This window comes from Acinetobacter sp. CAU_H_78 (genome assembly GCF_058599365.1).
In genome coordinates, this window is record NZ_CM178652.1 from 760,743 (window position 1) to 779,163 (window position 18,421).

The window sequence follows — 18,421 nt, forward strand, 5'->3', positions numbered from 1 at the left end:
TGCTGACCGGGTGAAGTTATAGCAATATGGACTTCATCCGATGAACTACAAAAAAAGCTTTGCACTCCCTGCTATTCGACGTAGATTATAAGAAGAATAAAGCACTTTTCAGGAAAATACTGTCTTTGCAAAACGTGATAAGGAGCGTCTATTCTGTAATATTGATTTGGAGCATTAGCTGGGTCCTATTAGTGACGATTCCAGTTTTCGCCCAGGCATCACTTGACTCTTCCACTGTCACACAGCACAGTCAGTTGCGTATTTCCGAAATTCACTTTACTGAAGATCATAGTAGTCAATTGCCCCAAAACTGGCAGTTTTACCCAAATCAGTTTATTACTGAACCAAGTTCCGTACTTAGCCCGCAAGAGGTTCAATTACCTGCATCATTTAAAGACCTGACCGGTTCTAATATTGGCTATGGAACTTTTATCGGGCATTTTAAAATTCCATCAGAATTTATCGGACGTCGGATCGCCGTGCATATTCCGGCTGAATATGGTGCCTATCGAATCTATATTGATGGCAAATTTATTTTGCGTCATGGAGAAATTGCGAAAACAGCAGAAGAGCAGAGAAATGAAAGGGCTCCTCGAATCGGTTATTTTGTTCCTGAAAGTGAATATTTCACCATGAGTATTCAGGCTTCAAACTATACCCATCTGCATGGTGGGATTGAGCAGCCTATACGCATTGGAACAGCCGGAACTATTAACCGTCAATATCAGCAACTTATGATGAGCATCAGTATGGTCTGTGGACTGGTGCTAGGGGTCGGTTTTTTTACGATTCTTTTTTCAATGTTTCGGGGTTCAACAGAACGCAATAGCAAAAGTATTTTTATCTTTGGCTTGTTCATTATTTTTCTGGCCCTGCATAACTTTTTTGCAGCGCCGTATGCCTATTCGATCGTGACTAAGATCGGCTGGTTATGGGGAACACGCCTGGAATATCTGTTCACTTTCCTGGCGATTCTATTTTTCCTCAGTTATATGTACCTGTTTAATCAGCGCTATTTGCATCGATTTATTTATAGTGTTGCCGCAGGACTTTTACTACTGAACTGTGTCGTAACCCTGTTGACCGATCCGGAAACTTTTCAACATCTGGCCTTGTATAGTGCGATTTTCGGGATAGTCGTGGTGGCCAATTTTATCTATGGCTTTTATCAGACTTTGCATCATAAAGACAATTATTCGCGCTTAACTCTCTATGCGGTCATTTTTCTATGTCTAACCTTTATAAATGACTATTTATTACTGATTAATGTGATTGAAAGTGTGCATCTGTCTTTTATCTCGACCAGTCTGTATGCCGTGATCATTATGTTTCAGCAGTCGCAAAATTATGCCCATCAAACCTATGCGACAGAGCAGCTGAACATGAATCTGAAAGAGTTAAATAATTCACTCGATCAGAAAGTCAAAGCACGTACCGAGCAATTGCATGAACTGAATGCCAAACTCGAACATCAGGTGAATATTGATGCTTTGACGGGTGCCTTTAACCGCCGTGCCTTAAATGACCAAATCCAGCAGCAGTTTTTACACTGTCAGCAACATCCACAGACTACATTGATTTTCGCCATGCTCGATGTCGACTATTTTAAAAACTACAATGACTATTATGGGCACTTAAAAGGAGATGAAATTTTACAGAATCTGGTCAAGGTCATTCAGACGGTACTTCCCGAATCCGCATATTTAGCCCGTTATGGTGGAGAAGAATTTGCGATTCTACTCACTGATGTACCTGTTCAGGCAGCCTTACAGTCTCTGGAGAAAGTTTTAATCAAGATCCGAGAACAGCAATTTGAACACTTAAATCGGACAGATGATAAATCCTATGTCACCGTCAGTATGGGCATTTCCTGGATGGATCAAACACACCCCTATCCAGATATTCATGCACTGATGAAAGCAGCAGATGTGCAGTTATATGCGGCTAAGCAGGCAGGGCGAGATCGACTTAAAATGACATAAAAAAGTTTTAATTTTAAAAAGCGTATTTATATAAATGATAATTTTCTTCATTTTCCGATTGAGAATTCGGTGAGAAAAATCCATTTTTTTGATAATAACTTAAAGCGGTTTGAGTCGATTGGACTTTAATTTTATGAATATTTTTACGCACTAAGGATTTGTGCATCTGATCAAAAAGCTGGGTGCCAACCCCGAGTCGCTGGAAACGTGCAGCCACATAGTGCATCAGGATTTCTCCTGTGTCACTGACCAGCAAAAAGCCGACAATCTGATCATTTAAAATATACACCCAGCAGTCGTTATAAAGCATTTCCACAATCAACTGGGCATGATTAAACTGTTCCAGCCAGCGCTGGATCACGATGTCTTCACGTTGATGATCCAAAATACAGGATTGAATACTGTCGTGGATGACCTGAATTATTTGAGGTATATCTTGAATCTTCCCTTCACGAATCATAATTTTATTCATTTACTCGACCATAAAAAGGGACCTTTTATTTGAAGGAAAATGCTCAGGAAAACAAATACCAATCGTGTAGCTTTTTGAGTGCATTTGCTAAAGAACCGAGAGTTGATGATCGATTCTGTAGTGATTTGTCTGATTTATTTATCCTGATCAATATTGACCCCTTGGTTTAATTCTAATTTTTTACAAGATTTTAGACTTTCATTTCAAATTAAATATTGGGAAATAAGGCTCAACTGAAGAAAAAATCCGAAAAGATCTAAAAAAACCCCTCATATTTGCTGTACAAAAAATAGACTTGTGTTAAGTTGAAAGAAGATCGCCAAATCAAGAATTGGCAGACCGTGATAAAAATAAAATTAACCACACGAGATGATCAATGATTCTTAAATTCCTGATTTTTTCATGTCTAGCCCTGATACTTTATGCGATGTGGTTTATCGGTATGAAAATCTATAGAACCCAGCGGTATGTAAAGAGTAAACGTGTCGAAAAAGAGGATCCGATTTCCAGTAGTACTGAAGAGAGTGAATCTGATTCTCAGGAAACCTTGCACGTGGTCGATGCCTATGAGCTGGAACTGTTTGATGACGTGGCGCAATTATTTTTCCAGCATCAGGTTCAGATTCAGGATCGCAATGAAGCAGAGCAGTTACAGCAGGAACTGCTCCGTAAGATGCCGATGCATACCGGTACACAAATCCGTCAGATGGATTTAGGCGAATGGTCCATTTTCTGGAATTTTTATGACCAGTCACTGGAATATTATGTCGGCCGTTATGGAGTATTTTATGCCCATGTCGACCGTTTCGGCGAGGAACACCGTCAGGAAATCAGAACCGATGTTCAACAGGCACGTTATGCTTAGTCAGCTGAAAATTTAAATACTCTAGAGACTAAAATCAAGCTGCATATTTGAGTTGATGTAATTCACTGAACTTTGCGAGCACTTCATCCCAGAGCTGTTCTGCGCCCTGACGGAAATAACCCATATGTCCAATGTGTTTGAGTCCATAATAGGTCGCCTGAATATCAATATAATGCAACGAGGCCTGACGGTAATATTGCATAAAGGCCTGTCTGGATTTAGGTAAGGCCCAAGCATCATCGAGCGCGGCTACGGCATAAATAGGAGTTTTTACCGCCGCATAATGGGCATGCAGGTCTTTCAGTTCAGGATCGGCAAAGAAATAGGTTGGATTTTTGCACCATTTGCGCCACTGACGATAGACATCACGCGGTAAGTCGGCGCCCATATTTAAACGACTCCATGGCAAATAGCCTGTCACCGCTACCATCGGTGGAAAAACAATATTCCAGATTACCTGAACCTTGATTCTTTCAGTTAAAGGCATATAACCATGCCAGCCAGCACCGGTGCCAAAGCAGTACATTGCTTCAATGCAATCATGATATTTGCTTAATCCCAAGGCCTGTCCGCCATAGGAATGGCCAATCATATAAATGTCTAGGCTGGTTCGGCTGAGATAATCAATCGCAGCGCTGAGATCATATTGTCCCCAGTCTAAATAGGACATCTTAAAATTCTTTAACCGTTTGGGTGCAGAATCAGCCACCCCGCGATAATCAAAAGTCAGTACCTGAAAACCTGCATGTGCTGCATAATCGGCAAAGCGCCGGTAAAAAGCTTGGGGAACACCTGTCGCACAGGCGATGACAATATTGGCTTTGGCATATTCACTGCGGTAAAGCTTGCCGGTTAAGGTATAGCCATCTTCTGCCAAAAACTGCACGGTTTCAACCTGAACTTTTCCTTGTTGCATACTGGATATCCTTATACGTGGATTGAATCAGGGGAGGTGAATCTATATTATTTTTAATCTGATCTAAGCCATGATGTCAAAACTCACGAGTCGTAAATGACATCTATGCTTACCTATATGGCATGTAATCGCCTCATACAAAAGGAAGGGCTGCCTCATGCTGATTGATTTTCATCAGGCACAATTACAGAAATTTATGGCTTTAGCGACTCAGGTTGAAGCTGAACCGGAACACTATCTACAGTTTGATTCTGTTTCTGATTTTTATAAGGCCAGCTGGTTAAAGAAATTTCCTGCGGGCACGGTCTGGTATGCTTCCGGTCTGGATGATGGTGCAGAAGAATTTCATGCGGTCATTGAGTATCGTGAAGTTCAGCTTTTACTCAGCTGTGGACCCTGTATATCTGCAAAAATTGCCTGGAAACATTGACCTCAATGCCAATTTTTCTCAATAAAAAAATAATGACAGCCGATGTAAAATTGACTTAAATAGCTTATCTTCTCTGTCAGATGATTCATTTGACTTAATTTGAGTCCATAACCCCTAATAAAAATAAGGAAAATAGATATGGCCCACCAGTTTACCGTAAACGCAATTATTCGCGGTGTTTCGATTGATGAGTTTAAACGTCTGGCAAATGACATCAGTTTGCATGAAGCGGTTTGTCATCGGATCCCTGCTCAAAATATGGAAATTCTGGTTTCAGAAAAGCAGGGACACTTGTATACCCTGAAACGTGCCTACAATCTGGATGTCAAAATTCCGGATATTGCAAAAAAACTGCTAAAAGATGCGTTTCGCTTGCAACGTACCGATGTCAGCAACTTGGAAGAAATGACTTCAGTCGTGGAACTAGGTGCCAATCTGCCGATTGAAGCCAAATGTCAGCGTGCCGTTACAGGTGATGAACAGCAGATCCAGTTCCAGTTAAACTGGACGGTGAATGTGAAAGTGCCTTTGGTCGGGGGCATGCTGGAAAAACATGCCGAAGGTGAAATCCGTAAATTCAGTGAGATCGAGATCAGCATTGTGGAAGATGAGCTACGCAAGAATCTGAAAGCTTAAGCTCGTATTTTTACGCTTAAAAAAAGAGCCTGTGAGTCAGGCTCTTTTTTATTTTAGGTTGTTTTTTCAAATTTGCTGCGGTAAAGCAGGGCAGTGAATAAGGTCACTAGACAAACGGTCCAGATATAGTACAGGGCGCCAATATTGCTATACAGGCTTAACCATTGCACCAGTGGCAAGGTAATCCCACCTGCAATCGCATAGGCCAGATTATAGGAAAATGAAATTCCGCTGAAACGGATTTGTGCCGGGAACATTTTCACCATGCTATAAGACACCATGCCCACGGTTCCTGAGCTTAAACCGAGCAACATGTAAAGCATGAACACCGTTGACGCTTCAACATGACCCAGACTGTGATAAAAAATCCCAGCCACTACCGCTACAAATATAGAGCCAAGCAAAATCACTTTACCTGCACCGAAACGGTCAGCCAGTACACCAGCGATAATACAACCGAGCATTTGCATCAGGATTGCAGCACTTTGCATCTTGAACGCATCAGCACGTTCGAAACCAAAACTGGCCACGAGCAAATTTGGCATCGCCAGAATTAACACCACCACACAGCCGGTCAGGAACCAGGTAAATAACATCCCAATGCCTACAGCAGTTTTGTGGCTTAACAATACTTGTTTGACCGGTAATTCTTTCGCCAGTTCTTTTTTCGCTTGCATGGCTTTAAAAACTGGAGTTTCTTTCAAATAACTGCGCAGGTAAAGGGCAATAAAACCGAAAATCCCACCTAGAATGAAGGGAACGCGCCAAGCCCAGTCTTTGATTTCCGCTTCAGTGAACTGAAGTGAAATAAATAGCGACATTAGGGCACCAAGTAGAATCCCGAGCGATAGGCCGGCAGTCAGCAAACCATTGGCAATCCCAATCCGGCGTTCTGGTACATGCTCAGACACGAAGGTCCAGGCAGCGGGAATTTCACCGCCAATCGCAATACCTTGAACTACACGCATCAATAGCAGCAGCAGTGGTGCAGCATAACCAATACTTTCAAAGGTCGGCATGATCCCGATCATGAGGGTCGGTAGCGCCATCAGCAAGATAGATAAACTGAACAGACGTTTACGACCGATCAGATCTCCAAAATGCGCCATCACTACACCACCGAGTGGGCGGAAGAAATAGCCTGCGGCAAAGATGCCATAGGTATTCAGCATGGCCCAAAATGGACTCAGGGTACTTGGAAAGAACAGTTCGGAAATTAGTTTGGCGTAGAACACATAAATGACAAAATCATAGAATTCCAGTGCGCCACCTAGGGACGATAGTCCGAGGGTGCGTTTGTCAGCACGGCTCAGATAGGGTTGTGCATTCATGTGGTCGTTCCATTATTTAATATCCATGACTTGAGTGCTGATTTTAAAGAAGGGTTATTTTCTTGAATAATCAATCTTTCTTTGTTTAACCTAAACTAAAAGTTATTAAAATTTAAACGAATAAAATTATTTGGAATGTTTTGATTATTTATTTTCCTTTTAAGTAAAATTTTTAAGGCAAAAATAAGTTGGAGTTCGCAATATTACTTAAAACACAGCTTATCTTTTTTAAACGTATTTATTCATTTTAGCCTGATGTTCATTCTGTAATTTTCCCTCTAAGATAGAATTGGATGAAAAAATTACAGGATAACGCGATGACAAATACCTTGGCAGTAGCACAGCAAGGTGAGGCCATTTTGACCCTAATTGCCAACCCGGTTACTCAGGTTGAATTTTGCAGTAATTGGTTGAGGCAATTTAATAGTACCTTGATGGAAACCATGCAGCAACGTCAGGGCGTGGGCATTGCAGCACCGCAGGTTTATGTGTCTAAACGCATTATTATTGTCGCATCACGGCCCAATTTACGTTATCCGGAGGCGCCGTATATGGAAGCCGTGACCATGATCAATCCGGAGATTATCAGTGCTTCAGCTACGCAAGTTTTGGGTGAGGAAGGCTGTTTAAGTGTGCCCGAGCAAAGAGGGAGGGTCGCTCGAGCAGAAGAGATTCAGGTGCGTTATTTTACTTTAGAGGGAAATGAAGTGGTTCAGTCGTTTAAAGGCTTTCCGGCACGAATTGTACAGCATGAAATTGACCACCTGAATGGAATTTTATTTGTAGAGAAGCTTTCAGAAGCATAATTACTTGGCTTGAATTGCGGTGCCATAAGCGAAGACTTCAACCATACCACCTTGCATGCCAAGTTCGGTAGTACTGAGACGGATTCCCATAATCTGGTCAGCACCCATTTTTTCTGCTTCCAGTTTTAATCGTACTATAGCTTCACGTCGCGCCCGTTCAACGACACTCTCATAACTGGTCAAACGACCACCTAACATGTTTTGCACATTAGCAATCGCATATTTAAAGTAATCATGTGAAATCACCACATTGCTGCTGATCATATGGCCGGGGAATGTAGATTCGATGAAACGGCTATTATTGACCTGGATATAAGCCAAACGCTGTTCCTGTTCATCCAGATATTGCAGATGCTTGCGCTCGTTATAGCGACCAAAACCGAAACCCACACTGAACAGAATGGCAAAAATGACAATCTGTATAATCAATCCGTCCATGCATTAGTTCGCCTGTGAAAATGGATCAGGCAGTTTAGGCATGACTGGATCAACGATGACTGCTGTGCCATAAACAAACAGTTCAGAAGCACCTTGGGCAATATTTGAGGTAGAAAAACGAATACCCACAATCGCATTGGCACCCATACTGCGAGCTTTTTCAATCATCCGGTTCATGGCTTCCTGACGGGATTCTTCCAGTAATTCGGTATAAGCGGTCAACTCGCCACCGACAATATTTTTCAGGCCGGCCAGTAAATCACGTCCAACATGCTTACTGCGCACAGTACTGCCATAGACCACATCGATTTGCTGGCGAATGGTATGTCCCGGTACAGATTCAAGATTGCTCAACAACATGCAGATATCTTCTTAATCAATCGTATAATCATGAAGATAGAAAATCTCCTTTGAAAAAGCAATAAAAAAGCCCACCGAAGTGAGCTTTTCTGAAAAGGGGCTGGACTTATTTTGCCTGTTCCGCACGACGCTGTTCGGTCACAGACGGACGATACGGTACGGTGTCTGAGGTGTTAACTTTCAAACCACCACCCAGACTCTTGTACAGTTCAATCTGGCTGTTCAGATTTGCCTGTTCAAGTAATAACAAACCTTGTTCTGCTGCATATGAAGCACGTTGTGCATCCAGTACAGTCAGATAGCTGTCAATACCGGCACGGAAACGTGCTAGAGACAGACGGTAAGTGGTATTAGTCGCATCAACCAGACGGCGTTGAGCAGCAATACGGTCACCAATATTCTGACGTACCGCTAGGGCATCATTCACTTCACGGAATGCAGTCTGAATTGATTTTTCATAATCTGACAGCGCAATTTGCTGATCTGTTTCAGAAATACGAATATTGGCCTGACGTGTACCCCAGTCGAAGATTGGAATATCCAAGCTTGGGCCTACAGACCACGCAAAACTGCCAGACTTGAACAGATCACCCAGATCTGCAGATGCGAAACCTGCAGAACCGGTCAGACTGATCGTTGGGTACAGACGCGCACGGGCAGCACCAATATTGGCACCTGCCGCAGACAGACGGTATTCAGCTGCACGTACATCCGGACGGTTAATCAGCAGGTCACTTGGTAAGCCAGCACCTAGTGCCGCATTAGAGGTAATGCGGGTAACACGTTGTGCCGGTAACAGGTTAGCCGGTACAGGTTGACCTACAAGCAGATTTAATAAGTTTTGTGCCTGAGCCACCTGAGTACGATAGTTGGCAACATCATTACGTGCAGTTTCAACAGAAATCTGTGCCTGACGTACTGGAAGTTCGCTATCGATCCCCACATCAAAACGTTTCTTGTTCAGGTTATAAGATTCAAGCTGGGCTTTCAGCGTTTGCTCAGCCAACGCCAGATTGGCATTGGCAAATGAGTAGCTGAGCCATGCTTGAGCCACCTGACCAATCAGGGAAATCTGAGTCGCATCACGCGCACTTTGAGTCGCCAGATAAGTATCTAAAGCATTATCACGCAAGCTGCGCACACGACCCCAGAAATCCAGCTCAAATGCAGTTACGCCTAGACCGACATTATAAGTCGTTACAGCGCCACGGCTTTGCGGGTTGTTACTGCCAGTATCCTGACGTAACACGCTGCCGCTCGCACCAATGGTTGGCAGGCGATCATTTTCAGAAATCTGATAAGCCTGTTGGGCACGTTGAATGTTTAATGCGGCAGTACGCAAATCACGGTTATTGGTCAATGCCAGATCCAGTACCTGTAACAGGCGCTGGTCAGCAAAGAATTCTTTATAACCCTGTTCTGCTACAGAAGTACCTGAAGCATTGGTATAACTGCTTGGGATATTTGCCTCTGCAACGGGCTCTGGGCCACGCATGCTTTGACATGCAGTCAAAGCAAGCGCGAGGGCAGATACCGCAATGCTACGACCTGTAATAGACCATATATTTTGCATTACGACTTGTACTCCTGATTTTGTTGTTTTGGTTTGTATTTAAAGATACTTCGAATCCACACATAGAATACAGGAATAAAGAAGATACCTAAAAGAGTCGAACTGATTACACCACCAAGGACACCATAACCGACGGAGTGCTGGCTACCGGCACCGGCACCTGAAGCAAGTGCTAGTGGAAGTACACCAAAACCGAAGGCTAGGGTGGTCATGATAATTGGACGTAAACGCATTTTTGCCGCATGCAGGGTCGCATCAAATAACTCTTCGCCCTGTTCCTGCAGCTCTTTGGCGAATTCCACAATCAAGATTGCGTTTTTCGCAGAAAGGCCAATTACGGCAATAATCGCTACCTGGAAGTAGATGTTATTCGACAGGTTAGGGTCTTTAAACAGAATCATACCGCCAAAGGTCAAGAATAATGCACCCACGATACCTAGTGGTACAACCAGAAGAACCGAGAATGGAATTGACCAGCTTTCATACAATGCAGCCAGACACAGGAACACGATCAACAGTGAAAGCGCGTATAAGAAAGGTGCTTGTGCGCCAGACTCACGTTCTTCTAGAGACAGACCTGTCCATTCATAGTCGAAACCTTGCATGCCCATTTCAGGAAGCTTGGCAATGATTTCTTCCATCGCACGCATTGCATCACCTGAGCTCACGCCCGGTGCCGGTGTACCCTGAATGTTCATCGCAGATACGCCGTTATAACGTTCCAGACGAGGCGAACCATAGGTCCATTCACCGGTTGCGAACGCCGAGAATGGTACCATTTCGCCACGGTTGTTACGAACATACCACTGGTTCAGATCTTCTGGCATCATACGAGAACTAGCTTCACCCTGTACATATACTTTCTTCACACGACCACGGTCAAGGAAGTCGTTGATGTAAGAACCACCCCACGCCATGCTCATGGTGCTGTTAATTTCAGAAATGCTGACACCTAAAGCACCGGCTTGTGCATGATCGACAATCACACGGTACTGCGGGTTATCTTCCTGACCATTTGGACGGACACCTGCAAGACGTTTGTCTTGTGCAGCCAGACCCAGAACAGTATTACGCGCTGCTAAAAGTTGCTCATGGCTTTGACCACTTGCTGCTTTTAACTGCATGTTAAAGCCGGCAGATACACCCAGTTCAGGCATCGCTGGCAATTGTAACGGCATGATGTAAGACGCATCTTTCACAATCATGTTCAATGCCATACCACGTTGGATAATTGCACCGACTTGTGATTCTGGTGTGGTACGTTCAGACCAGTCTTTCAGTTTAATAAATGCCAGACCAGCGTTTTGGCCTACACCTGTGAATGAGAAACCAGCCACACTGAAGACAGATTGGACATGATCTTTCTCATTTTCCAGGAAGTAGCCTGTCATGGTATTGATGACTTTATCGGTACGTTCCAAGGTTGCATTTGGTGGCAACTGTACCAGCGTCATCACGACACCTTGGTCTTCATCAGGTAAGAATGAAGAAGGCAGTTTCTGGAAGATCAGCACAATAATCCCGATCACCACCGCATAGATGATACCGGAGAAAATCTTGTGGTGGGTCATACGATTGACGCCGCCCTGATATTTCACAGAAACACGGTCAAAGCTATGGTTAAACCAGCGGAAGAAACGCGCAGCCGGATTGTTGCTTTGCGGCTTGTTCGGATCATGCTGTTTCAGAATGGTCGCACACAGGGCAGGGGTAAAGGTTAAGGCCACCACCAGCGACAGAACCATTGCTGTGACCAGCGTGATTGAGAACTGGCGATAGATAACACCTGTAGAACCACCAAAGAAGGCCATTGGTACGAATACTGCAGACAGTACAGAGGTAATACCGATCAGCGCACCAGAGATCTGTTTCATCGACTTTTCAGTCGCGCTCACAGGATCAAGATGCTCTTCAGCCATGACACGTTCAACGTTTTCAACCACAACGATCGCATCATCGACCAGCAGACCAATCGCAAGAACCATCGCAAACATGGTTAAGGTGTTGATCGAGAAGCCGAAGATATTAATGATTGCAAAAGTACCCAGTACAACCACTGGAACGGCCATGGTTGGAATAATCGTTGCGCGCCAGTTCTGCAAGAATAGGAACATTACGATAAAGACCAGAATGACTGCTTCAATGAGAGTGTGAACCACCGATTCAATCGATAACTGAATGAATGGTGTGGTATCAAATGCCAGTGTATCCACCATCCCTTGAGGATAGTTAGGACGTAACTGTTTTAAACGTTCTTCAACTGCTTCAGCGGTATCCAGCGCATTGGCACCAGTTGCAAGTTTAATCGCAACACCACCCGCCGGTTTACCGTTGAATTTAGAATCAAACTGATAGTTGTCTGCACCCAGTTCTACACGTGCGACATCACCCAGACGGACTTGTGCACCTGAAGTGGTATTTTTCAGGAAGATATTTTCGAACTGTTCAGGTGTTTGCAACAGACTTTGTGCATTCACCGTCGCGTTTAGCACCTGGCCTTCAATCTGTGGCGCACCACCTAATTGACCAACAGCCACCTGAGCGTTCTGGGTACGGATTGCCTGAGCCACATCACTTGGAGTCACTTGCAGACTAGCCATTTTGGCAGGATCCAGCCAGATACGCATTGCATACGAACCACCAAAGACCTGAACTTCACCAACCCCAGCCACACGGCTTAAAGGTTCAGAAATATTTGAGTTCACATAGTCTTTAATGTCATCTGCAGTCAGGCTGCCATCAGGCGAATAGAAAGCTAATACCTGAAGGAAGCTGGCACCAGATTTGGTAACACGTACACCCTGACGTTGTACATCATCAGGTAAAAGTGCAGTCGCAGACTGTAACTTGTTTTGTACCTGTACCTGTGCGATATCAGGATCGACACCCTGTTCAAAGTTTAAGGCGATGGATGCCTGACCGTTACCGGCACTGTTCGAAGAAATATAACGCAAGCCATCCAGACCGTTCATCTGCTGCTCGATGATCTGCGTTACTGTATTTTCTACAGTCGCTGCAGATGCACCCGGATAAGTCGCAGAAATGGTGACTGTCGGTGGCGCGATCGTCGGATATTGAGCAATTGGCATTTTGCTGATGGTCAAAATACCCGCCAGCATAATTACCAATGCAATCACCCATGCAAAAATTGGGCGATGGATAAAGAATTGAGCCATGAACCATTACTCCTTATGCATTTGCAGCAGGTTTTTGTTCAGGTTGTTTCTTTGCATCATCTGCCTTTTTTGCATCTGCTGCAGGTTGCTGTGCAGCTGGTTGAGCAGCACCTTGTGGGGCAGCTGCTTGAGGTTGATAAGGTTTAGGCACCACTTGCTGTTCAGGTTTTACCTTGGCAATACCATCAACAATCACTTTATCACCCGGATTCAAACCTTCGGTTACGATCCAGTTGCTGCCTTGAGTACCGACTGTCGTTACTGGACGTGGAGTCACTTTATTGTCAGCACCTACCAGCATCGCCATAGCCTGACCCGTAGGCGTACGGGTTAACGCTGCTTGTGGAATCAGGAAGGCATTTGGAATTTCGCCTTGTACGATTTGCGCTGTGGCAAACATACCTGGCAGAAGTAAATGGTTTTTGTTCGGGAATACTGCACGTAAAGTCACAGTACCTGTTTCAGGGTTCACGCTGGCATCCGAGAATGCAAGACGGCCTTCGACAGGGTAGATGCTGCCATCTTCAAGCTTTAACTTCACTTTGGTGTTGTTTGAGCTGTTGAGATTGCCTTTGCTTAGCTGTTGACGCAGACGTAGCAGTTCAGCACTGGATTGGTTGATATCTACATAGATTGGATCTAGACGCTGAATCGTAACCAGTGGTTCTGTCTGATTTGCAGTCACTAATGCACCCGCCGTAATCGAAGAACGGTTGGTTTGACCAGAAATCGGGGCACGTACGGTTGAATAGCCCAGGTTGATTTCAGCATTACGTAAAGTTGCACGGTTGGCATTCAAATCAGCTTCAGCCAGTTTGACCTGTGCTGCGATGTCATCGTATTCCTGTTTAGAGATGGCATTGGTACCGACCAATTGACGGTAACGGCCTTCTTTAACACGCAATACGCCTAGATTCGCTTCAGCACGGGCAATCGCAGCACGAGCATTATCGACAGTAGTACGGTTAGTGCTTGAATCGATTTCATACAGCGCCTGACCTTCACGGACATAGCTACCTTCAGTGAATAAGCGTTTAAGCACCACACCACTAGCCTGTGGACGTACTTCAGAAATCTCAAATGCTGTTGTACGACCTGAGAGCTCTACAGACTGCTCGACACTTTGTGGCTGTGCAACAAGAATACCGACTTCAGTCGGTGGCATTTGCTGCTGAGCACCAGCTTGCTGGCCCTCTTTAGGATCTTTGCTACAACCAACAAGCGCGATACTTGTTGCTAATGCGCAAGCAGTCAGGGCAGGTGCCCAAAGCTTTGCAGACATCATTGTTCCACCTCAATTGGATTCTTATCTAAATTTTTTTATTTGTGAGCCGTGCAATATCTGATCCAGACCATATACCACAACGAAATCCAAATAAAACTTATACTCCAGCCGGATATGACATCTGAAGGAAAATGTACGCCTAGATAAACTCTTGAAATACCCATAATCAGCATCCATGCACCTGCACCCACCCAGATGATGGCATGTCGGGGATGTCGCCGATATATAAACATTGCCAGACAGCCGAGACAGGCTGCATAGACGCTATGGGCACTCGGGAAGGAGCTTCCATAGCTTTCAACCAGATGAAAAGACTCTGCTGGTCGAGGTCGGGCAATACTGAGTTTTAAAAGCCAGCCTAGGAGAATTCCTCCGATAATTCCGATACATATAAAAATTACGCTTGCATGCTTTTTATACCACAGTAGAAAAATACACCATAGTGTGGATAAAAATAATACAAATGGCATGCCACCTATCACTGATAAGGACTGATTAATTTGATTTAAAAATTCTGTGCGATAGCCGCTAATCCATTCTATTGCAAGCACATCCAATTGGCTTAAAGTTGCAATATCAAGAAATAACACACTGAAAATTAAAAATAAAATTCCGACAATAAGTAACAAGTAATGCATGCCAAAAATCCTTGTCCTTTTAACCGTTATTCAGCCGGTTAACTGTCTGCGCTAAAGTGTACTTGTCAGTACACTTTTTTTCAAGAGTGCGTATTTTATGCAAATTCCATTTTTTATTTATGGGATTTTGTACCTAAATGCCCAAATATTCTCGCAATTTTACAGTTTTGTGGATGTATGATTTTCGTCAATTTCAATGGTTTGCTTCGGCGGCCAGAAAAACTCGCTTGGGCGAGTCAGGAAATGGGTCATGACCAGTTTAGCGAGCGGTTTCCACTGTTCGAAACGCACCCGTCGTGCGCGTAATGCCACAATAATGGTCAGGCTAAAACTTACAAAAAGGTTAGTCAGACCAATCAGCAGAACACCCAGGAAAGAGATGATAATGAGTCCAATATCTGGACCATTAATATTGATCAGTCCTTGGATAAAGTTGGCAGACGCAAAGGCAATATGACGAATATCTAAAGGCAGACCGAGAATGAAACCGATGGTACCCATACTGCCCAGCATAACCCCAAAAATGAAATTACCCGCCAGTGCACCCAGATTACGCTCAATATAATCGGCAAATCGATGCAAACGTTCTTGTCCCATCAGTTGTGACAGGCGCACATGAGCTCTCAGACGAGGACCGACCTTCCGATACACTGCCATATTATCGAAATAACCGGCTAATAGACCTGACAGGAACAAACATACTCCAGCCACTGCTGCATGAGGAATCGCCAAAGAAGTAAATGGATTCAGGTCATATAAAGTTTTGGCTGCTTTGGCATGCGTCATTAATGGCTCATGTAGGGCAAATTCCCACATCAGGGCAATCAGTGCTGCAACAGGAATTGCGATGGAAATGTTCCCAAGAATCGCGACAAACTGGGTCCGAATGATATTCACAATCAGTGCAGCCAGTTCAGCAATCTGGGCGGTTTTCGAACCCTTACGCTGTTGTACGGTAGAAGCCAGTGCAGCTGCGGTCATCGCCGGCTGTTTAGTTGCAACGGTAAAGTGCAGCACATGAATGAGCATAAAACCGAGCGAATAGTTCATGCTATAGCTAAAGGCCTGCATTAAAGGTGCCATCGTTACACGCGCCATTAAGACTTTCAGCGAGGCCATAAAGGCAATGATGATACCGGCACCGGCTGCCGATTTGTACATAGCCAGAAAGCCTTGCTTGTCAGTACTTACATAATGTTCACCGGTTTTACTGGCATTTTCAGTTACCTGTAAAGCCAGGAGTTCACTATTGGTAGTCAGTAAAGCACGTACACTACGTTCACTATAGATTGCTTCAGTAATATCTGCGATAAACAGACCAATGGATTGATAACGCAGGTCATCGTCATCCAGCACCATATTTAGCAGGATTTCGATCCGTTCCAGACACTGTTCCAGTAAGGCCAGCATATAGGTCAGGCTAACACTGACCCCAATCCGTTTGGTAGAGCGGCGAATTTTGGCGACAACATCGTGACACTGCTCCAGCATCACCAGAGCTTGCGAGGCATCTGGCGGCGTAATCGCATCTACCAGTTCTACGGTGTTATAGCGTTTTTTATATTCCTGGATAAATTCAATGATCTCACGGTTTTGCACCAGAAAAGGTGATTCATATTCCATGAGCTCAGGCTGGGCATTAATAAATTCAGGATGTAGACCGATCCCACTCACCCGGTAGGACAGAATCGTTAGTGCTTTAATGATCTGATCTTTGATTCGGGTTTTTTCTACCTGATTAGAATGACCCTGATTTACAACAGCAAAAAGTCGCTGCCAGTCTGCTTCATCAAAATAATCCAGCCAGTATTTATCGGTGCGCAAATAGAAAATTTTGCGGAACAATTCCTGAAGCTGTAGATGATCTGGAATCACCGGTAGGATATGCGCCCCGATCCGCTGATTCAGCTGATTCCAGAAACCATCCAGAGAAAGAATTCCGGTATCGGAAAACAGGCTGGCTTGTTTATAGCGGTTGATAACTCTTAAAGTGAAACTTTGTAAGGTTAAGACTGCATTGGGAGTGAGTAGTAAAGCCCGGATAAATGCATTAAATTTTGTTTCGATTTCTTCTGCATTTCTGCTGTCTTCTGGGCGTATACGTTCTACAAGTTGGATGAGCAGATTCTCATCCAGCACCGCCTGTGGTTGTTCAAGCTGGTGCTGCATGCTTTGAAAAATATCAAGAAAATTAATATGCATAGGCGAGGTAAGCGGCTATTGAATCCGGTGAAGAGCCAGTTTGGCCAGATTAACGAGGGCCTGACGATACTCTGAATCGGGTAGTGCATTCAAGGCTTGAATTGCAATTTCTGTTTCTTCGGTTGCACGCTGGCGGCAATAATCCAAGGCACCAGAATCATTTACAATCTTGATGACTTCTGCCAAATGATCTGTTCCGCCCGTTGCAATACTGCGACGGATAATTTCATGCGATTCCCCGGTTGTATTTTTCATGGCAGCAATCAATGGCAGAGTAGGTTTACCTTCCATCAGGTCATCACCGATGTTTTTTCCTAAGGTTTCAGCATCAGATGTATAGTCCAGAATGTCATCAATAATCTGGAAAGCATTACCGAAGTGACCAGCAAATTTACGTAGCGGTTCACGGAACTCAGTCTTATCTGAAAGAATAGCTGCACCTTCGGTCGCTAGTTCAAACAGGCGAGAAGTCTTGCCATGAATAATACTTAAATAGGTTTCTTCTGAGGTTTCTGGCTGATGTTGCGATTGCAGTTGCAGAACTTCGCCTTCGGCAATTTCACAAGTACCCGTAGAGAAGTCTTTGAGCAGGGTCATATTATTAAGGTCGACCAGCAAATCAAAGGCACGCGAAATCAGGAAGTCACCAACTAGCACAGCTGTCTGATTATTCCAGGTGGCATTGGCAGTCGGGCGACCACGGCGTAAACCCGACTCATCCACAACATCATCATGAACTAAAGTTGCCGTATGCAACATTTCGATAATGGCTGCCAGTTTGCGATGCTGTTCCAGTTCTACGGCACCACAGGCTTTCGCTGCCAACAGGCACATGATAGGGCGCATACGCTTGCCGCCAGCTTCAACCACATGCTTGCTGACCGCCATCACCAGCGCCACTTTTGAGGTAATTCCTTCGTTAATGAATGTGTCCATCGCAGCAAAGTCGTTAGCAACAGGGGCGAGAATATCTTGCTTAAAGTCGATGGCCATGTGAAAGAAAACCTCTAGTTTGGTAAATCGCAGCGGGTAGTTTAACAATTTATAACATGAGTGAAAGCTAAGAAAAGCACAAACTCTACTAAAAATCAGCTTTTTATAGCACTTATTCGAGTTTAGCCTAAATTTTGACATTTAAAAAATGAACAATATCTTTCCGCTAAAGTTTTTTTCTAAACATTCTCAGGCAGCCGGAAAACTTGAAATTTAGTAGCGTTTTTTAGTCAGTATATCCGGTATTAATACTTGATTTTGAATGAATAATTTAATGATTTATAGGCTTTGTAATGGAGTTCATGATTATTTCCTTAA

The 18,421-nt window shown here is 44.1% G+C and carries 16 protein-coding genes; 5 read left to right on the forward strand and 11 right to left on the reverse strand.

The window, feature by feature from the left end:
- Positions 1-161: 161 nt before the first annotated feature.
- Complete coding sequence (locus AC4MCD_RS03725) at positions 162-1,982, forward strand: sensor domain-containing diguanylate cyclase (RefSeq protein WP_491876590.1); 1,821 nt, start codon at positions 162-164, stop codon at positions 1,980-1,982.
- Positions 1,983-1,995: 13 nt separating this feature from the next.
- Here AC4MCD_RS03725 and AC4MCD_RS03730 read toward each other — a convergent pair whose 3' ends face one another.
- Positions 1,996-2,442, reverse strand: coding sequence for a GNAT family N-acetyltransferase (locus tag AC4MCD_RS03730; RefSeq protein ID WP_491876837.1), 447 nt, complete (start codon positions 2,440-2,442; stop codon positions 1,996-1,998).
- Positions 2,443-2,833: 391 nt separating this feature from the next.
- On the opposite strand from AC4MCD_RS03730, the gene AC4MCD_RS03735 reads away from it, so the two are divergent.
- Positions 2,834-3,319 carry a hypothetical protein gene (locus AC4MCD_RS03735; RefSeq protein WP_491876838.1) on the forward strand — a complete coding sequence of 162 codons (486 nt, stop codon included), beginning with the start codon at positions 2,834-2,836 and terminating at the stop codon, positions 3,317-3,319.
- A 34-nt stretch (positions 3,320-3,353) separates the two neighbouring features.
- Here the strand turns inward: AC4MCD_RS03735 and AC4MCD_RS03740 are convergent, their stop codons facing one another.
- Positions 3,354-4,235, reverse strand: a complete 882-nt coding sequence (locus AC4MCD_RS03740; protein ID WP_491876591.1) for an alpha/beta hydrolase family protein — start codon at positions 4,233-4,235, stop codon at positions 3,354-3,356.
- A 157-nt stretch (positions 4,236-4,392) separates the two neighbouring features.
- Between AC4MCD_RS03740 and AC4MCD_RS03745 the strand changes: the two genes are divergently transcribed.
- Together AC4MCD_RS03745 and AC4MCD_RS03750 are read left to right on the forward strand one after the other, a co-directional pair.
- On the forward strand, positions 4,393-4,665 hold the full coding sequence (locus tag AC4MCD_RS03745) for a hypothetical protein (protein ID WP_004784921.1): 273 nt from the start codon (positions 4,393-4,395) through the stop codon (positions 4,663-4,665).
- 138 nt (positions 4,666-4,803) lie between these two features.
- Positions 4,804-5,301: a DUF2505 family protein gene (locus AC4MCD_RS03750; protein ID WP_005236909.1), complete on the forward strand. Its 498-nt coding sequence runs from the start codon at positions 4,804-4,806 to the stop codon at positions 5,299-5,301.
- A gap of 53 nt (positions 5,302-5,354) precedes the next feature.
- On the opposite strand, the gene AC4MCD_RS03755 is transcribed toward AC4MCD_RS03750, so the two are convergent.
- Entirely contained in the window at positions 5,355-6,632 is a 1,278-nt protein-coding gene (locus AC4MCD_RS03755) for an MFS transporter (protein ID WP_419364532.1), read from the reverse strand.
- Positions 6,633-6,949: 317 nt separating this feature from the next.
- On the opposite strand from AC4MCD_RS03755, the gene def reads away from it, so the two are divergent.
- On the forward strand, positions 6,950-7,438 hold the full coding sequence (def, locus tag AC4MCD_RS03760) for a peptide deformylase (RefSeq protein WP_491876592.1): 489 nt from the start codon (positions 6,950-6,952) through the stop codon (positions 7,436-7,438).
- Here def and AC4MCD_RS03765 read toward each other — a convergent pair whose 3' ends face one another.
- From AC4MCD_RS03765 to sdsA, 8 genes are all read right to left on the reverse strand, one after another.
- Positions 7,439-7,876, reverse strand: coding sequence for a YbjQ family protein (locus tag AC4MCD_RS03765; protein ID WP_180012716.1), 438 nt, complete (start codon positions 7,874-7,876; stop codon positions 7,439-7,441).
- A 3-nt stretch (positions 7,877-7,879) separates the two neighbouring features.
- On the reverse strand, positions 7,880-8,236 hold the full coding sequence (locus AC4MCD_RS03770; protein WP_180012717.1) for a YbjQ family protein: 357 nt from the start codon (positions 8,234-8,236) through the stop codon (positions 7,880-7,882).
- A gap of 106 nt (positions 8,237-8,342) precedes the next feature.
- Complete coding sequence (gene adeK / locus AC4MCD_RS03775) at positions 8,343-9,809, reverse strand: multidrug efflux RND transporter AdeIJK outer membrane channel subunit AdeK (protein ID WP_491876593.1); 1,467 nt, start codon at positions 9,807-9,809, stop codon at positions 8,343-8,345.
- On the reverse strand, positions 9,809-12,985 hold the full coding sequence (locus AC4MCD_RS03780) for an efflux RND transporter permease subunit (protein ID WP_491876594.1): 3,177 nt from the start codon (positions 12,983-12,985) through the stop codon (positions 9,809-9,811). The genes adeK and AC4MCD_RS03780 overlap by 1 nt, the downstream gene beginning before the upstream one ends.
- Positions 12,986-12,998: 13 nt before the next feature.
- Positions 12,999-14,270: an efflux RND transporter periplasmic adaptor subunit gene (locus tag AC4MCD_RS03785; RefSeq protein ID WP_419364525.1), complete on the reverse strand. Its 1,272-nt coding sequence runs from the start codon at positions 14,268-14,270 to the stop codon at positions 12,999-13,001.
- Positions 14,271-14,305: 35 nt separating this feature from the next.
- Entirely contained in the window at positions 14,306-14,908 is a 603-nt protein-coding gene (locus AC4MCD_RS03790; protein WP_491876595.1) for a phosphatase PAP2 family protein, read from the reverse strand.
- A gap of 159 nt (positions 14,909-15,067) precedes the next feature.
- A complete protein-coding gene (locus tag AC4MCD_RS03795; protein WP_491876596.1) occupies positions 15,068-17,110 on the reverse strand; it encodes a site-specific recombinase in 2,043 nt (680 codons plus the stop codon).
- A 15-nt stretch (positions 17,111-17,125) separates the two neighbouring features.
- The gene (gene sdsA / locus AC4MCD_RS03800) at positions 17,126-18,103 is read right to left on the reverse strand and encodes an All-trans-nonaprenyl-diphosphate synthase (RefSeq protein ID WP_004784900.1); all 978 of its coding nucleotides are present in this window, start codon (positions 18,101-18,103) and stop codon (positions 17,126-17,128) included.
- Positions 18,104-18,421 lie beyond the last annotated feature (318 nt).